Raw genomic sequence first — 17,714 nt, forward strand, 5'->3', positions numbered from 1 at the left:
ATTGTGGTCGGTTTCTTCGCGGGCTTTGTGGTTAATCTACTTAAGAAGATCAAACTGCCAGATAGCATGATCTCGCTGAGCTCAATCTTCATCTATCCACTAGTCGGCACCTTTGTAACCTGTGGTGCGGTGATGTGGGTGATAGGCTCACCGATTGCCCAAGTGATGCTAGAGATGAACCAAATGCTCACTGGCATGGCAGGCTCAGGAAAAGTGGTGTTGGGCAGTATTTTAGGCGCAATGACCGCCTTTGATATGGGCGGCCCAATCAATAAAGTAGCAACACTGTTTGCTCAAACCCAGGTGAATACTCAGCCATGGTTGATGGGCGGCGTCGGGATTGCGATTTGTACGCCACCACTAGGCATGGCACTAGCGACTTTCTTATCGCCGAAGAAGTTTAAGCGAGACGAGCGTGAAGCGGGTAAAGCTGCAGGCATTATGGGAATGATCGGCATCAGTGAAGGCGCGATTCCTTTTGCTGCCGCCGATCCTGCTCGCGTTCTGCCTGCGGTTGTTGCTGGTGGCATTGTCGGTAACGTGGTTGGCTTTATGTTCCATGTAGTGAATCATGCACCATGGGGCGGATGGATAGTGTTGCCAGTGGTTGATGGCAAGATTGGCTATATCGTCGGCACACTAGCAGGTGCTCTAACGACAGCCCTGATCGTGATTCTTCTGAAGAAAAATGTGGTCGAAGGTGAAGTGAATTCTAATCAGTTTACGGGTGGTTCGGTAACGGAAGAGGGGCAAGCGGATGTATTGGCGATCACTTCTTGTCCATCTGGTGTTGCCCACACTTTCTTAGCGGCGAAGTCTTTAGAAAAGGCGGCGCATCATCTTGGGGTTCGGATTAAAGTCGAAACCCAAGGTGCCAACGGAATAGGCAATCGAATTACACAGAAAGATATTGAAAGGGCGAGGTTGGTGATCTTTGCTCACGATGTGGCGATTAAAGAGGTTGAACGCTTTGCGAACGTGAAAACCTTGGATGTCAGTACTAAGGAAGCGATGCTTAATGCTCAGGCGTTGATCATGAGAAAGGTGTAACTCTTTAAACCGCAAAGTTTATCATCTATAGAGTTAACTAGATCAAAACTAAAAAGACTCCGCTCAGGCCGGTTAAGGTGAAAGTGGAGTCTTTTTGTATTGTGCCCTATCTATCAGGCCAGACCCTAAAAAGGGTGGTACTTAAATACGTCTTCAACCATTGAGTTGAGCAAATCGATATCGTCACAGGTTTTGGCGTAGGTACGCAGGCCTGCGATTTGAACCTGAACATGACGAGCAAGTTGAGTCGGCTCGCGTTCTTTGCTTATCTCACCCAATTCTTGTGATTCTGCAATTAGCTTAGCGAACTCACCTTCCATGATCTTGAGTGATTTCTTTGCTTCTGCTAATAACTCTGCGTGTTCATCAGTTAGCTCTGCGACCGTTTTAGCTAACATACACATGCCGTTTGGTGCGCTCTGTTTCGATTCGACAACCGCACGTTTTACGAAGTTTTCCAGCGCTTTGATAGGCGATTCGGTTTCACTGCGGAAGCGGTTCAGGTTGAGGATGCCAAGTTCGGTATAGCGAGCAAGCGTCTCTTTAAACAGACCTTCTTTGCTGCCGAACGTCGCGTAGATGCTGCCCGGACGCATATCAATCACGTCTTGCAGGTTGCGCATAGAAGTCGCATGAAAGCCCTTTTCCCAATACAGGTTCGTTGCTTTATCTACTACGTCTTGTCTATCGAACTTAGCGGTCTTAGCCATAACATCTACTTTATTAATCTGAACATATGTTCAATATTTTATGCTGAACGCCCGTTCTAGTAAAGGTATGTTTGGTTGCTTTGCACAGGCTTAGAACATCAAAGAGTTAATAAAACATCCCGATCATCAGGAAATCATCTTAATCATCAATCACTTCTACGGTCTTGTGCTGAGCGCCGTAGTAGGTGCCTTCATCGATGGTGTACATCAATGTTGCGTCGCACTCTGGACAATCGAATTCCTCATTGGGTTCAATGGCCGCTTCTTCTACCCATTCCCAACCGATATGTTCTTCGCAAGCGGGACAATCCATACAATATCTCTCAGTTGTTGTCGCATATTTATTGCGAATCTCTACTTTAATAATTCGGCATTATACATATTTAGTTAACGAGGAATAGACAGTTAATCAGCGCAGAATAAGGACTTGGTTAGTTGTGAATCAATCGCTGGTGAGCGTTGAATCTATAGTTAGTTCTGAATATATCGTTTTCTCTGAGCACATAATTGGTGCAGACCTACCCCTTTTGGGTAGTTAAAATATGTCATTTTTCAGTCGCTTACGTCAATAAAATGTTGTTGCACGTGTTTTTGGTATCGTTAGGTCGCTTAGCTAACAGTTTTATCGGTAAATCAATGTATTTTGTAAGGTTAAATGTTACCTTCATCGCATCGCGATCTGTGTGGCACGGTAATTGATGCACATTGATCAAGTTGAATAATTATACAGTCACAATTGAGGCGCATCTTATTAAGGATGTGCGAGTTAGATGACTGAAAAGATTTGTTAGCTGCTAGGGAAATGATAATGAAATTAACCGATATGTCTTTTAAGCAAAAAATCATCGCTTTGCTTATTTTACCGATCTTGGGATTTCTATGGCTTAGCGTTTCTGCGATTTCAAAAGGCGTAGAAACCACCAGTGAATTGTCTTCATTAAACCAACTGACCCGTTTGTCGGTTGTGTACAGTGAACTTGTGCATGAGTTACAAAAAGAGCGTGGAATGACGGCTGGGTTTATCGGCTCACAGGGCACTAAGTTTGTCAGTGAACTACGTGCACAAAGAGTCAATGCAGATAATAGACGTAATCTGAAAACCGAATACTGGCAATCTGCTGAAATCGATTTACCGCAGATCACTCGGCTGAACACTGAAATAAGCCAAAGCCTAAATCAAATTACTTCTATTCGAAATCGAGTGGATTCTCAATCGATTCCTCTGTCTGAGGCTTTGGGTTACTACACCAAACTTAATGCAAAACTGCTGAGCGTATCGGCGTTAATTGCTGAGCTTAGCTCTGATGCTGCCATCACCACTGAAACCATCGCTTACTACAACTTTTTACAAGGTAAAGAGCGTGCTGGTATTGAGCGTGCGGTTCTCAACAACACCTTCTCAAAAAATGAATTTGGCCCAGGCATGTTGGTTAAATTCATCTCTTTGGTGACTGAGCAAAATACCTACTTCTCAAACTTTGAGGTATTGAGCAACCCAGCTAACGTTCGTTTCTTTGAACAGCAATTGAATGATCGTTCGGTGGCAGAAGTAGAAAAGCTTCGCGGTTTAGCTGAATCTAAGATGAGCGGTTTTGATGTTGATCCTGTGTACTGGTTCTCGCAATCTACCGCTCGTATTGTTCAGCTAAAGAAAACAGAAAACCACCTAGCAGAGTCACTTATCGCACTGACAGAGAAAAAAATGTCAGAGGCGCAGTCTGCGATGATGATGAGTATTGGTCTGTTTGTCTTGATTACTTTGTTCGCGACCTTCGTGAGCTATAAGGCGATCAGCGACCTGACTATGAGAGTAAAAGATCTTACAGTGATGTTGTCTAAGGTTCGTAATGACAACGACTTAACAGTTCGTGCTAAGTTCGTTGGCAACAGCGAGCTTGGACAGATCTCTTCGGCACTCAACGAAACGCTAGAGAAGTTTTCGAATGTCATCGATAACTTGTCTCAATCGAGTTTGACCTTAGCTTCTGCCGCTGAAGAAACCTCACAAACCTGTCACTACAACTCGAATACGCTGGTTCAACAACAAGACCAAATTGGCTTGGTTGCAACGGCGACAGAAGAGCTATCGGCTACGGTAAATGAAGTGGCCGCGAAAACTCAGCAGACAGCAAGCTCCGCTAAAATGGTCGATGAGCAGTCGCAAGAAGGTTTGAGCACAGTCCAAGACTCTTACCACTCGATCGAGAAACTGGCATCTGAGATTAATGACTTAGCTGAAAAGATCACGCATCTACATGAAAGCAGCAACAACATTAATAGTGTGATTGATGTGATTAAATCGGTAGCAGAACAAACCAACTTACTTGCGTTGAACGCGGCAATTGAAGCGGCTCGTGCGGGTGAGCAAGGCCGCGGATTCGCGGTAGTAGCTGATGAAGTTCGCACGCTAGCACAGCGTACTCAGCAATCGACAGCTGAAATTGAAGGTTTCATCAGCTCGCTACAGTCTGATGTGCAAACCGCGTTTAATGTGATTGATAACAGCCAGAAGATGTCGTCTAAAGCGGTTGAGGATTCAAAAGAGGTGGAGCACACCTTACAAGGAATCTCAGCATCGGTAAGCGAGATCTTTAGCATGACTGAGCAGATCGCAACCGCAACCGAAGAGCAAGCGGTAGTTACTCAAGACATCGCTCAGAACGTGATGGCAGTAGAGCAGAAGTCGACAGAATCTACGACAGGTGCAACGCAAATAGCTGCAACAGCCAAAGAACAAGCTCAGCTAGCAGCTTCATTGAAAGATATTGCGAGTACGTTTAAGAGCTAACTAGCAAGCACTCCAATAAGAAGTCAAAAGCCCGTTAGTCTCTATTTTTAATAGCAGGACTAACGGGCTTTTTGTATCTACTGTATTTTGGATACGAGGTTTAATCTTCACTCACAAACACATACATATCACCACGACAGCGGTTGATGCTGTATTCAATCGGCACGCCTTTTTTGTCGTAAGCGGTTTGCTCGATAAGCAGCACTGGCACTGTTTCGTCGATATTGAGTTTTTCTAGGAACTCTTCAGTTGGCATTTTTGCAGACACACGACTTTGCGTTTTGGTTGGTGATATGTCTTGGCTGCGGAAGTAGTCGTAAAGCGACAATTGAATTTCGTCTGGGTCATGGATCAAATGAGCAGGGACGTAAGACTCTTCGATAGAGACAGCTTGCTCGTCGATGTAACGAACGCGCTTCAATAGAAAGACTTGATCGTTCTCGGCTATTTTAAGCATCTTGGCTATTTCAGAAGAACACGCAATCACGTCTTTCTTAATCCATAACGTGTCGGGTTTTTTGCCTTTCAGAACCACTTGTTGAGAGAAGCCTGTCGCTTCTTTACTGGAGTACTCAACGGTCTCACTGATCATGGTACCCAAACCGCGAGAGCGAACAATCACGCCTTCTTTATCTAATATATCCAACGCTTTACGAACGGTGATACGAGACACACCAAGCTTGTCACTGAACTCACGCTCGGTAGGAATGAAGTCTCCACCTTTGAGCATCTGTTGCTCAGTCGCCAGCTTCACTGAATCGGCAATCTTCAGATATAAGGGTGATTTATCTTTCTGTTCGATTCGTTCTTGAATCAGGGTAAGCAGTGGTTGATAAGCGCTCATAAAGGTCTGTTTTAGCTTTTTTATTTAACCGAAGTATACCCGAAGTCTAAGCCCACACTTAATAGAAATGTGAAATCTGAGGGCGAAACAAAGATTCCACCACTCAGAGGTTTCATTGAGCTAGCTTGAACGTTCCAACTGACAACTTGGAGCCGATTCTTTGTCGCTACACGGTTCTGTTGTGATTGGTTTTACTCGGAAGGTGAGTACAGTAGCGATGCTCACCAAGACCGCACATATCAAGTAAGCGATTGAGTAACTGCCATACCAGTCCATCGATATCGCAGCAAGGATAGGGCCGATAAAGCCGCCAATCCCCCAAGCGGTATAAAGCACACCGTAGTTGGCACCAAAGTTTTTCAGGCCGTATAAGTCCGCCATAATTGAAGGGAATACCGCTAATAAAGTGCCGTACCCAATGCCCGCTAACGCAGCACCAACCATTAATGCTGAGCTAGAAAAAAACTGGCTGAACAACAACATATTGATGGTTTGCAGCCCTAGCGCGATAGCTAACGTTTTTAATGCGCCAATTTTGTCACTCAATAACCCTGATACCAGTCGACCTGCCGAGTTAAATATCGATAAGGTCACGATCAAATACGCGCCTTCTAAGATATTGGCTTGCTCTGCAGCGATAGAGGTGATGTTGGCGATGATCATCAAGCCAGCTGCCGCGCCGAATGCGTAGGTGAACCACAATAAATAGAACTGTTTGGTGGCGAGCATCTCTCTCCACATGTAATTTCGGCTGACCGTTGATGCAGGCGTTAATGCGTCAGGCTGTGATGAGCTGACTTTAGGCTCATAGCCCTTTGGCGGATTTTTGATAGAACAGGCCAGTGGAAAGGCGATAAGAATCAAACCTGCCCCAAGTATTTGAAGGCTTTGCTCTAGACCGAATTCTGAGATTAGATAGCTAGTAAGCGGTGCCAAGTAAATAGCAGCCAGCCCGAATGCAGTGGCGAGTAACCCATTGACCATGCCTTTTTGAGAAGAGTGAAACCACTTCATCGCGGTTGGATTCAAACACGCATAAGCGAATCCAATACCAGCACCGGTGACTAGACCAAAGCTCACATTAAGGTTCCAAGGCGTTAGTGAGAGGCTCGCCAAGAGCATTCCCGCGCCAGCCATCAAAGAACCGACCATTAATACTTTTTGTGGGCCGATTTTATCTTGAATACGACCAGCAATGAGTAGTGCCAATGATAGGGTGATTATAGTGATGGTGTAGGGCATCGAGGCTTGAGTGTTGTTCCAACCGAGTTCTAGTAGCGAGTTCTTAAAAACGCTCCAGGTATAGAGCACACCGATACAAAGGTTGATCCCACAGCTCGCAAGCAGAATCCTCGTCGCTTTGTTATTTGCATTGGAAGAACGGTTCATCACAGAAGAATGGTTCATATTAGAAAGGCCAAAAAAGCTAGGTAAAAGAAAGACAGGCATAACAAAAAGGCCCAGTAATACTGAGCCTTGTGTCTACATGACTTAGCAGGAATTAGTATTGGTTAAGGTAGTGAGTTATCTCGTCAACGCTTGGTGCGCAGTCGCCACCCACATGACTCACCACATAAGACGCAACTGCATTGCCAAGTAAGATCGCGTCAGGCAGTTCCCAGCCAGAAGCCAAGCCCGCTAACACGCCACCCGCATGGGTATCACCTGCGCCAATAGTATCAACCACGGTCGCTTTAAATGGTGCAACATTTCCGTAGCCATCTTGGGTTGCGAATAGAGCGCCATCGCTATCGATGCGTAAAATCAGCGGGCAGCCATAACCGTTATGCCATTGCTCAACAAAGGTGTTGATGTCTTGCATACCCAGCAATTCGGCTTCTTGGCGATTCAAAGATACAGTCGGCTTCAGTTTGATTAGGCGATCAAATAGTGGCTTTGGAATGTCTCCAATACGAGGTCCGAAATCGATGAATAGCTCAATACCGCTTGGCAGTGTTTCAAGCCAAGTAACGATTTGTTCTCCACAAGCTGAAGACAACTGGTATCCAGAAAGGTAGATGATCGCATTGTCTTGAAGCTTGAGTTGTTCAAGCGCTTGTTGATTCCAGTTGTTCTCAACGCCACTGACGGACAAGAAAGTACGTTCGCCATCGGGTTCAACTAACGCTAAGCACCAACCATTGTCGCCACTTGGATCTTGCAGGCTACTTGTTAGGCCTTTCTCTGCCATCGCGGCAGTGATGATGTCCGCCCATTTACCTTGGCCAATTGGTAGAGCATTAATAGATTCAACGCCGAGCTTTTTTAAAGCAATCGCGATGTTGAGAGCGCAACCACCAACGTGAATGCCTTTCTCTGTGAGCTCGACATCAGTGCCACGTTTCGGGAGAGCAGGTGTTTCTGTCACGATATCGACCACAGCCGCGCCAATCAGGCACAACTGTCGTTGGTTCTGTAAGGTTGGAATCAATGTAACCAAAGCACTATGAGGCATACCCTTGCTCCTTAATCTCTCTTAAGCGTACGAAGGTTTCAGCGTAACCGGTAAAGTCGAGTTGGTTTTCGTCATCGAGCTGTTTTTTCAGTTCGACATCGATAGCTTGAATACCATTCAATGCGCCACAAATTGCTGTAGCCATTGCGCCTATCGTATCGGTATCACCACCTAAGTTTGCACATAGAATGGCACAGCGATTTGGATCGGTTTGAGCCAGTTCGACCATGGCGATTGCTGCTGGTACAGACTCAATTGTGCTCACACCAGCGCCAACAAGGTTATAGATCTTTTCCATACGCTCTTCAACGCCGCTGTTTTCTGAAGCAACCATCAGAGCCAATTCAATGCGTGCCCCCATCGAAGCGCTGAAGGTGGTGATGTTCTTAGTTTGAGCTGCAACCGCAATCGCGGGTAGTTGATCTTTGATTGCGTTCCAGCTGTGACCTTCAATCGCTTTCGATATCGACCATGCAATAGCTACAGCACCAGAAATCGCTACGTCTGATTTATGGGTTGGGCTTGAAGCTAATGCGACTTGGTCGATGAAGGTGTCTAGGCTGGTAGTTGGTACTAGGCAGCCCATTGGAGACACGCGCATTGCCGCACCATTGGTCACGCCGTTGTTTTCTAGTTCATCAATTGATGTCCCTTCCTTGATAGCGCGCATCGCGGCTTTTGAACTCGGGCCAAAAATGTTCTTATTGAATGCATCAAAACCTTCAGCCCAACTTAATACGTTACGAGCAATAATCTCTGGTGAGATTTCGCCATCGCATTCAATGATAGCGTCTGCAAGAGCCAATGCCATTGAGGTGTCATCTGTGAACTGGCAAGCATCGAAATAACAAGCGGCGTTGTTTTCAGCTGGCCCCGGCAGGAAAGAGTCAATCCAACCAAAGTGTGCTTTTACTCGGCTTCTTGGCCAAAGCTCTGATGGCATTCCCATTGAATCACCCAGTGCTTGACCATAAAAAGTGCCTAAAATTCTGTCTTGTTTTGAAATGTTCATCTTACTTCACCAAAAATAGGTTATCTAAAAGCTGCTCAGTCAGAAACTAGGAGAGAGACTGAGCAGGTATAAAATTACGCTTGAGCTTTTTCTACTTGAGTCTGCTCTGATGGGTTTCCATCTGATTTGTTGTCGATTTTGATCTCTTTGATCTCGCCGTTTGGCTCACGGAAGAAGTACATAAAGATAACGAGGATGATGGCTATCATGATGGCGCCGAAGCCCCACATACCACCCCAGTCAAACGTTAGTCCGTTTTGTGGTTCGTCATAAGCGAACATCTTCTCCATCAACACGCCACCTAAGCGGTAACCCAGCAAGCTACCAATACCTTGGCAACCGAGTGTGATAAGGCCTTGCGCAGCGGTACGCATGTGAGCCGGTGCTTTTTTGTCGACATAGATGTAGGCCGTTACGAAGTAGAAGTCGTAGCTCACACCATGTAATAGGATGCCTGCGAATAGCAGTGAGTAGAGGTACCAAGTGTCTGCGCTACCATAAACGAAGAATCCGTAACGAACCGCGGCAGTAAATAGACCAAGAAGTAATACCTTCTTAATACCAAATCGTTTTGTGAAGAATGGTAGTGCCAGCATAAAGAAGATTTCAGAGAACTGACCCAGCGTCATCCAACCTGTCGCATTACTCATTCCGACTTCAGTTAGGTATCCATTAGCGAAGATGTAGTAGAACGCTAGAGGCATGCTGAACATGAAAGAACAAACGAAGAATGCTAGGAAGTTTTTGTCTTTTAGCAGCACGATAGCGTCTAGGCCAAGCATCACTTTAAGGCTGAGCTTTCCGGTACTTTTCGGTGGTGTATCTGGCAATGTTAGCGCGAAGATACCCAGAGCCAAAGATGCTAAAGCGGTTAGAATAAGTGGGATATTGCTTGATGAAATATCACCATAGCCTAACCAACCTGGTAGGAAGCCGATAGCGATACCTGATGCAATCCAACCGATCGTACCCATTACACGAATGCGCGGGAAGTCGCGTTCTACGTCTTCTACGTTAGAGAAAGCAATGCTGTTGGTTAGTGCAATCGTCGGCATGTAAGTTAACGAGTAAAGCAAAAGTAGTGGGAAGAAGGTGGCGAACTCGGTTTGCTGAGCCGCTAAGTACATCAAACCTGCACCTGCTATCAACATTACAGAAAGTACTTTCTGTGCAGCGAAGAATCGGTCGGTGATTGATCCAACTAAGATCGGTGAAATGATCGCGGCGATCGCGGTACATGCGTAAGACCATGCGATCTCAGTTGGTGTGAATCCATTGGTATTGAGTATTTGCCATAGGGGAACAAACCATGCTCCCCAGATAAACCATTCAATGAACATCATTGAAGACAGTTTGAAGTTATTCGATTTCATTATTATGTCCTTTAGTACTGTAGGGTACGCAAATGATGGTATTTCAAATTATAATACCAATACAATACCATTGGGGTTGTTTTGTGATCTAATTATCAGATGTATCAGCAATCGATCTACTTTATATGATCATAGATCATGCTGTTTTGAGCAGGGCTAGAGTTTGTAGATAAGAATATTAGGCATAAAAAAAGAGCAGCCAAAGCTGCTCTTCTTGGTATCTTTTTAGGTCTATGACCGAGTGATGAACTACCCCATAAACCAAGACACAAAAATCAACGCGCCAAAACCGAATGTTGCCATTAGTGCCGTGTCGCCACCGGCTGCTGTATAGCTGCCTTCGGTTTGTAGGTGAGGGAAGTCAGGTCTACGAACCTTAACCACCATTGCGAGTGGACCCCAGATAGCTAGGAACACCAGCACCATACCTGCGTAGTCCAACATGCTTACAAACTGGCTAGCGAACAGCTCTGCTAATACCAAAGGCAAAATGAAGGTCAGCGCATAAGCCAACGCTTTGTTGTTGGTCACCGCGTCTTTGTTTTGGTCGTAAAGCGCCATCGACACGCCGAGGAAAGAGGTCACCAAGGCTAAAGCAGAGAACAGAGCGATCACCACTTTCAACCAAGCAGATTGGCCGCTGAATGCAGAGATCAACTCAGAGATATTGTGGAACTGGCTGATCGCGTCTGTACCAAGGTTGCCTATAATTGCGAATAACCAAGTTAGGTAGCAAATTAATGGAATCACTGAGCCTAGCAGAATCATATTGCGAATCTGCTTTTGAGTCGCTTCACGGTTGTAGATAACCAGTGACGGGATCACCACCATAGAGGCAAAGCTAGTAAAGATAACTGCGCTGTATTGCACTACGTCGTTGGCCGTGTATTGGCTGGTTTGAGTTAGGTAATCAAGGCGAATGTTGCTAAACAATGACGCGATAACGATAAACAGCATCACGACCATTAAGATGAATAGCCCGCGATTCAGTTTGTCGATATAAGACTTGCCCGAGACGACGATAGCGCCCATCAATAGGCTGAAAATGGTATACGCAATGGATGCTGATACATCGACACCCACATCGAGCAGTAGCTTATGAATGATGTCACCGACACCCAAGATATAAGCGATCAACATGCATACTAGCAGCAGGTAAAAGAGTGCATTGATAAAGTGTTTACCTTTGCTGCCCAGAGTGAGGTAAGCAACACTGCTCATGCCACTGTTGTCTTTGGTTTTAGTACACGCTTCTGCCAGTAGGAGTGCAGAGTATGTGGTGCCAATAAAGATAAGTAGCATCAGCACTGAGCTGATCATGAAGCCAAATTGAGCCAACACCATTGGGATAGCCAACATGCCAGCTCCTAACGCCGTTCCCGAAAGGATTAGGGAACTGCCGAATAATTTCATATTCAAGAAAAACAACCTCAAGCGATCCAATTAATTTTTGTTTGGATTGTAAATAATTGTTTCCAAGACTAACAAAATACTCAGTAAAGTTAGGGGTTAATTTCTAATAAATTTTGAATTTTTCTAAAAAAGTTAAGAAGTGATTTGTAAGGGGTATGCTTGGTTGAGTTAAGTATTCACCTGTTGGTTTGTTTTAGCGTTTTGATAACTTTTGTAAATTGATGGGCACTCAATAATTTTGGGATCTGCGGTCGATTAAGTGGTGATTTAACTTGAGCTAAGTAGGGGCAAACCTTGCTTGCCCCTAGTTCGTAAACCTCAACTCATTTGATGAGTCGAAGTTCTTTTACTTTTTCTTGAATTAGGTTTTGAACCAGCTGGGTAAGAAACTGGATACGTGGATGACTAGCGTCTCGTTTTAATGTCACCATGTCGACGTTAAAATCTGGGATTTCAATGGGTGGATCGCATAGTACTAAATCATCATCTATCAATTCAGAACGCCCTACCATCTCTGCCATTACGGCTAATACATTTCTTCCCGAAAGCATTCTTCGAATGGTCAAGAAACGTGTTGTACCAAGCACCACATTACGTTTTACACCGATATTTTCTAGCGTGATATCGACTTGGCTCGTCAGTTCTTGGTTAGCCGTAATTATCATTTGGGGTGTCTTCAAATAGGTATCGAGCGGTATTGGGAGTGTGGTCTTCAACACCTTGTTATCAAAGGTACAAAGGTGCTTTTCTCGGTAAAGAAAGGTGGTATCCAAATGGCTTGGTAACTCCTGAAAAACACCAATACAGAGGTCCGTGTTTTGGTCTTCGAGTAACGTCACGCAGTTCGCACTATCGACAGGCTTGAGCAGGACTTTGCTGAGCGGGGCAAGTTGTTGAAGAGTGTCGAAAATCTCAGGACCAAAAATCTGCTCTGCATAATCACTGACACCAATGGTGAATTGTCCTGCGTAACTCTCTGGCTCAAATTGTTCTGCCGGTAAAATATCTTGCGTGAAAATCGACAAAATCGTCTGAACCTTAGGGGCAATCTCATGGGCTCTCACCGTCGGTTGCATCTTATTGCCTTGCCTTTCAAAGAGAGGATCCCCCAATAATTCCCGAAGTCGTTTTAGGTTGTAACTGGTGGCTGGCTGTCCCAAGTGCAGCTCTTTTGAAGCTGCCGATACACTCTTTAAGCGAAAAAGCGCGTCAAAAGTGAGCAGTAGGTTGAGGTCGATTCCACGCCAATTAAGATCTTTCACAGCAATATTCTCATTTGGTAGAGATAACACTAAAGAATATAGGTTATCAAAATAGCTGATGAGTTGAATTAATTTGTTCAATTTCATCGATGGGATACAGGAAAATATACTCGACTCAATTAGGAATTCCTAGCTAACAGAAAGGATAAATGAATGTTGAGCGAGACATTGAAAAGCTTCTTAAAACAACTGGGCGCATTGTCAATTAGGCGCTTCTCAACAAACAGTGAACACGTTCAGTGTCAGGATGTATTCGTTTGTCGTGAAGGGACGAGTCATGATAGTCATCGTTATATTGAAAGTGCGATTACCAATGGTGCGGTTGCCATCATTGCAACAAAACCTATATCGGCATCGGTACCAGTATTCGTAACGGGAAGCTACTACCAAAGCTTGCTGCTCATTAAGGCTTTTTATCAGTATCCGCATAAGAAAATTCGCCATATTGGAATTACGGGAACAAACGGAAAAACGACCGTTGCACATGGCTTGAATCAGATTCTAAAGACCAATCGACAGAGCGCTTATATTGGAACGCTCGGCGTTGAATATGCGGGTAACAAGCAAGAATTGAGTAATACCACGCCAGACAGCGTGACATTGTTGAACTTATTCAAAGATATGGCGGATGCGCAGGTCACTGATAATGTTATGGAGCTAAGCAGCCATGCGTTGGTGCAAGATAGAGCAGGGTTCGTCCCGCTGTCTGTTGGAGTGATCACCAATATTGGCCGCGACCACCTTGATTATCATAAAACATTGGATGGTTATGTTCAGGCTAAGCTGCAGATCCTGGATCGCATTCAACCCAATGGCACCGCTGTGATTAACCTTGATGATCCCCACGCCAATGTCGCGATAGAGCGAGCAAGCAGTCGAGTGAATGTCCTAACGTTCTCAATGAATAATTCAGATGCGGATCTTTATGTCGAAGATTTGAACGTTGAGCCATTTGGCGCCACTTTCATCCTCAATAATCGAGGCAACAAAGAGCGCGTTTTTAGCCAACTGCCTTTTCTGTTTAACGTTGAAAATACCTTAGCAATGGCAGCAACATTGTTGGCACTGAATTGGTCGCTAGCTGATATCGCTAACGCCTTGAATAGCGTTGTTGCGCCGGATGGACGTTCAAAATATCTGTCGCTTGATAATGGCGCATTGGCCTTAGTTGATTACGCACATAACTTTGATGGTCTATCGGCTCTCTATCAAGGCATCCAATCCCAGTCGGCTAAGCGAGTGATTACTGTCGTTGGTGTGACTGGCGACCGAATACGAGATGCTGCTGATATCGGCAAACTATGCGCTACCCATTCTGATGTTGTTATTTTTACTTCCGATAATCCGCTTGGTGAGATGCAAGAGGATATTTTTCGTGCGTTAACTTCACAAGTTAGCCCCACGCTTTGCTATGAGATTAGCGACCGCTATGAAGCCATTCAATTAGCCAAACAACTGAGTCGTGGCGGTGACCTTATCTTAGTGTGCGGTAAAGGCTCAGAAACGCACCAGTACATCACAACCAATCAAGTCGGTCGCCAACGTTATATTGGCGATGTTGCCGCACTGACTTTGGAGGAAGTGCTATGAGTAAGATTTCGGTATTGAAGCTCAGTGTCTCCTCGTCATTAGTTGCGGTAGCAAAGGTTAAAAAGAAACTAAAAGAAAGGCTTCTGAAAGAAAAGCTTCGCTGGGCGAGAGCGTTGACTTACTTATTGTTAGCGGGAATGAGTGCTCCAAGCTTCGCTGTAGTAACCCCGAACCCGCCTGAGTTGGCGGCCAAAGGTTATGTTTTGATGGATTTCCAATCGGGGAGCATCATTGCGGAGCAAAACTCACGTGCCATTTTAGCCCCTGCCAGTTTGACCAAATTAATGACGGCTTACGTCGTTGGGCAAGAGGTTAAGGCCGGTCGATTGACATGGCAGGATAAAGTCTCGGTCAGTGAAAACGCGTGGTCGGCAAAGTTCTCAGAGTCATCCAAGATGTTTATTCAGCCTGGAGACGAGATTTCAGTTTCAAATCTTATGAAAGGGGTGATCGTTCAATCGGGTAACGATGCTTCTGTCGCACTGGCGGAGCACATCGCGGGGAGTGAACAAGCCTTTGTTAGCCTAATGAATGGTTGGGCGAAGTCGCTTGGGCTGCAAGATACTAACTTTGTGAATGCGCATGGTTTAGATGGCGAAGGAATCCAAACTTCTCCGTTGGATATGGCGATTTTGATGAAGTCGATTATTCGAGATGTACCTGACGTTTATGCTTTATATCAAGAGCGTCGGTTTACTTGGAATAAGATTACTCAATACAACCGAAACAAGCTGCTTTGGGACAAGTCAATTAATGTCGATGGCGGCAAAACGGGCTATACCGAGAATGCGGGTTACAGCTTAGTCAGCTCGGCGACGGAAGGGAAGATGCGCTTGATATCGGTCGTTATGGGCACTACTAGTCCACAAGCGCGAACCTCTGCCTCAAAGAATCTATTGAGTTATGGGTTTCGTTTTTACGACACCAAACAAGTGATGCAAGAGGATCGAATAGAGTCTCAGGTACGAGTTTGGAAGGGGAATACAGAACAAGTCGGTGCCAAGATCGCCGAAGATGCGTACCTCACCATGCCAAGAAGGTTAGTCGATTCGCTGCAAAAATCGGTGGTAATGACTGAACCGCTGCTCGCACCTATTAAGCAAGGGGATGAAGTGGGACAAGTTGTTTGGAAGAGTAACGGTAATACGGTGGCAAGTTTCGCTTTAGTGGCAGAGCAATCTGTAGAACAAGGATCTTGGATGGTACGACTTTGGGACAGCATTCAACTTTGGTTACGTGGTCTATTCTCTGACTTAGTAGGTCGGATTGAGGTAAGCGAATGAGCACTAGAACGGACATTACTCCAATGTGGCGCAATAGAGATTATATTCGCTTGCTGTCTGCTCAAATCATATCGTTAGTCGGCACAGGAATGAGCTCCATCTGCTTAGCTTTGCTCGCGTATGAGCTGTCGGGTGATGAAGCAGGGATGGTGCTGAGTATTGCATTTGCTTTGAAGATGTTGGCGTACATAGGACTCGCGCCAGTATTTGGTGCAATCGCACATAAGTTACCGAAACGAAGGACTTTGTTCGCGCTGGATTTGATTAGGGCGCTGTTGTTTGTCTGTTTACCGTTTGTCACCGAAGTGTGGGAAGTCTATGTGTTGATGTTTCTCATCAATGCGTGTTCTGCGGGTTTTACTCCCCTGTTTCAATCAACGCTACCTTTGGTCTTGGTGGATAAAACGCAGTACGCGAAAGCATTGTCGTTCAGCCGAATGGCTTATGATCTCGAACAGATCTTTAGCCCAATGCTCACGGCTCTATTGTTGAGCTTAATTGGTTTTAGACAGTTATTCATGCTCGATGCGGCCACTTTTCTGCTGTCTGGTGTGTTGATCTTACTGTGTACATTACCGAATTTGAAACGAGTGACAGAATCAGCGCATAAAACGAAAAAGATCAGCGCGGTGCAAGCGCTGCGTAATTACTTGAATAAACCTAAGTTGAGAGCTCTGTGGTTTGCGTATCTTGCCGCGGCCAGTGCTTCTGCGATGGTGCTAGTGAATACGGTTATCTACGTACACGAAGTGCTGCACGGTGACGAAACGCAAACCGCATTAGCAATGATGGTCGTTGGTTTGGGTTCCATGCTTATGGCACTGCGGTTACCCAAGTGGTTAGAGAGTTACTCGCCGCAACATTTTCATTGGATAGGGTTGCTGACGATTTGCGGCTCTTTTGCCGTTGGCAGTTTCACACCCGGTTGGGTTGGCTTTGGCGTCATGTGTTTAGCCATGGGCGTTGGAATGTCTTGTATTCAAACTTCCGCAGGCCTATTGATCACCCAAGCGTGTGAGGGAGAGGACACCGCCCCGTATTTTGCTGCTCACTTCTCTTTAACGCATTTCTGGTGGTTTTTTACTTACTTAATCGCGGGGATAAGCGTGAAGCTGTTTGGTATGAGTGCCGGCTATTTAATTATGGGAGCTCTTTGTGTCATTAGCGGCTTAATGTACGCCTCCATCAAATATACGTTCAGCGAGAATAATGGCTAGTTATAAAAGGAAAAGCTTATCGCTAAAAGACATGCCAAAGAGCGTTATCAGTTTGAAGCTAAACAAGATGAGAAAAATGCTTAATTGAGTGTTGACCTGACTACAACTTCATAGTTTATCTTATAGATAGAAATGAGGGAGAAGTGCATGTATCGCATATCTGAATTAGCGGAGCTCGTTGGCTTGAGCCGTTCAACGCTTTTGTACTATGGAAAGTTGGGTTTGATTGAAGCTCAACGCACCAGTAATGGTTATCGAAGTTATTCCGAACGCGACTTGCAGCGTGTGAAGTTGTTGCAGCAGTTACAAGCGGGTGGCCTGACGTTGAAAGAGTGTCAGGCGTGTTTGGATGCCAAGGTTGACCGCTCTTTGTTACAAAACCGACTCGAACAATTGGACGAAGAGATCGCTCAGAAACAGCGTTCGAGAGATCTTTTATCGGCTCTGTTAGGGGAGAGTGGTTTGCAAGATTGGCATGAGTCGATGGACAAAGTGGCGCCTGATGCGCATCTCGACTGGCTCATTAAGCAAGGCTTTGATGAGAAGCAAGCACTGCGATTGAAATGGCTTTCAAAAGACATGAACGATCATGACCAGTACATGGCCGATTTTGAAGTGATCTTTGAGGGTTTACAGCGTTTAGGGCCAGGAACAGCGGAAGATACTTTGGCGGCACTGGCACACGTTCCGGTTTCTCCCAAACGTGTGCTTGAGATC

Annotated in this window: 15 protein-coding genes; 6 read left to right on the forward strand and 9 right to left on the reverse strand. The window is 45.3% G+C overall.

All coding sequences use genetic code 11. The features are described from left to right. Positions 1–1,050, forward strand: a 1,050-nt coding sequence (locus IQQ51_RS26925; protein WP_228012798.1) for a fructose-specific PTS transporter subunit EIIC, incomplete at its 5' end; no start/stop codon positions are given. Between the two features lie 125 nt (positions 1,051–1,175). Here IQQ51_RS26925 and IQQ51_RS10545 read toward each other — a convergent pair. Both IQQ51_RS10545 and IQQ51_RS10550 read right to left on the reverse strand, forming a co-directional pair. Further along, entirely contained in the window at positions 1,176–1,760 is a 585-nt protein-coding gene (locus IQQ51_RS10545) for a TetR/AcrR family transcriptional regulator (RefSeq protein ID WP_017087226.1), read from the reverse strand. Between the two features lie 139 nt (positions 1,761–1,899). Beyond that, complete coding sequence (locus IQQ51_RS10550; RefSeq protein WP_017054859.1) at positions 1,900–2,073, reverse strand: hypothetical protein; 174 nt, start codon at positions 2,071–2,073, stop codon at positions 1,900–1,902. Positions 2,074–2,568: 495 nt separating this feature from the next. Between IQQ51_RS10550 and IQQ51_RS10555 the strand changes: the two genes are divergently transcribed. Next, a complete protein-coding gene (locus tag IQQ51_RS10555) occupies positions 2,569–4,548 on the forward strand; it encodes a methyl-accepting chemotaxis protein (protein ID WP_193841023.1) in 1,980 nt (659 codons plus the stop codon). Between the two features lie 100 nt (positions 4,549–4,648). Here the strand turns inward: IQQ51_RS10555 and IQQ51_RS10560 are convergent, their stop codons facing one another. The 7 genes from IQQ51_RS10560 to IQQ51_RS10590 all read right to left on the reverse strand — a co-directional run bounded on the left by IQQ51_RS10560 (position 4,649) and on the right by IQQ51_RS10590 (position 12,907). Further along, positions 4,649–5,392 carry a GntR family transcriptional regulator gene (locus IQQ51_RS10560; RefSeq protein WP_017103508.1) on the reverse strand — a complete coding sequence of 248 codons (744 nt, stop codon included), beginning with the start codon at positions 5,390–5,392 and terminating at the stop codon, positions 4,649–4,651. 120 nt (positions 5,393–5,512) lie between these two features. Continuing rightward, the gene (locus tag IQQ51_RS10565; RefSeq protein ID WP_228012799.1) at positions 5,513–6,799 is read right to left on the reverse strand and encodes an OFA family MFS transporter; all 1,287 of its coding nucleotides are present in this window, start codon (positions 6,797–6,799) and stop codon (positions 5,513–5,515) included. A gap of 94 nt (positions 6,800–6,893) precedes the next feature. After that, a complete protein-coding gene (locus IQQ51_RS10570; protein ID WP_048611700.1) occupies positions 6,894–7,847 on the reverse strand; it encodes a PfkB family carbohydrate kinase in 954 nt (317 codons plus the stop codon). Continuing rightward, positions 7,837–8,859 carry an ADP-ribosylglycohydrolase family protein gene (locus tag IQQ51_RS10575; protein WP_052880400.1) on the reverse strand — a complete coding sequence of 341 codons (1,023 nt, stop codon included), beginning with the start codon at positions 8,857–8,859 and terminating at the stop codon, positions 7,837–7,839. The genes IQQ51_RS10570 and IQQ51_RS10575 overlap by 11 nt, the downstream gene beginning before the upstream one ends. A 74-nt stretch (positions 8,860–8,933) precedes the next feature. After that, positions 8,934–10,232, reverse strand: coding sequence for a nucleoside permease (locus IQQ51_RS10580; protein WP_048611695.1), 1,299 nt, complete (start codon positions 10,230–10,232; stop codon positions 8,934–8,936). A 249-nt stretch (positions 10,233–10,481) separates the two neighbouring features. Continuing rightward, positions 10,482–11,645 carry an amino acid permease gene (locus IQQ51_RS10585; RefSeq protein ID WP_193841075.1) on the reverse strand — a complete coding sequence of 388 codons (1,164 nt, stop codon included), beginning with the start codon at positions 11,643–11,645 and terminating at the stop codon, positions 10,482–10,484. Between the two features lie 323 nt (positions 11,646–11,968). After that, positions 11,969–12,907, reverse strand: coding sequence for a LysR substrate-binding domain-containing protein (locus IQQ51_RS10590; protein ID WP_193841024.1), 939 nt, complete (start codon positions 12,905–12,907; stop codon positions 11,969–11,971). 153 nt (positions 12,908–13,060) lie between these two features. Here IQQ51_RS10590 and IQQ51_RS10595 point away from each other — a divergent pair, with 153 nt between their 5' ends. The 4 genes from IQQ51_RS10595 to IQQ51_RS26930 form a co-directional block, all read left to right on the forward strand. Beyond that, positions 13,061–14,497 carry a Mur ligase family protein gene (locus IQQ51_RS10595; protein ID WP_193841025.1) on the forward strand — a complete coding sequence of 479 codons (1,437 nt, stop codon included), beginning with the start codon at positions 13,061–13,063 and terminating at the stop codon, positions 14,495–14,497. A 137-nt stretch (positions 14,498–14,634) separates the two neighbouring features. Next, positions 14,635–15,780 carry a D-alanyl-D-alanine carboxypeptidase family protein gene (locus IQQ51_RS10600; protein WP_193841076.1) on the forward strand — a complete coding sequence of 382 codons (1,146 nt, stop codon included), beginning with the start codon at positions 14,635–14,637 and terminating at the stop codon, positions 15,778–15,780. Then, complete coding sequence (locus IQQ51_RS10605) at positions 15,777–16,997, forward strand: MFS transporter (RefSeq protein ID WP_193841026.1); 1,221 nt, start codon at positions 15,777–15,779, stop codon at positions 16,995–16,997. The genes IQQ51_RS10600 and IQQ51_RS10605 overlap by 4 nt, the downstream gene beginning before the upstream one ends. 147 nt (positions 16,998–17,144) lie before the next feature. Further along, a partial coding sequence (locus tag IQQ51_RS26930; RefSeq protein WP_228012801.1) for a MerR family transcriptional regulator occupies positions 17,145–17,714 on the forward strand: 570 nt, incomplete at its 3' end.

Origin of the sequence: Vibrio sp. OPT18, from assembly GCF_015163615.1 — a bacterium.
GTDB lineage: Bacteria > Pseudomonadota > Gammaproteobacteria > Enterobacterales > Vibrionaceae > Vibrio > Vibrio coralliirubri.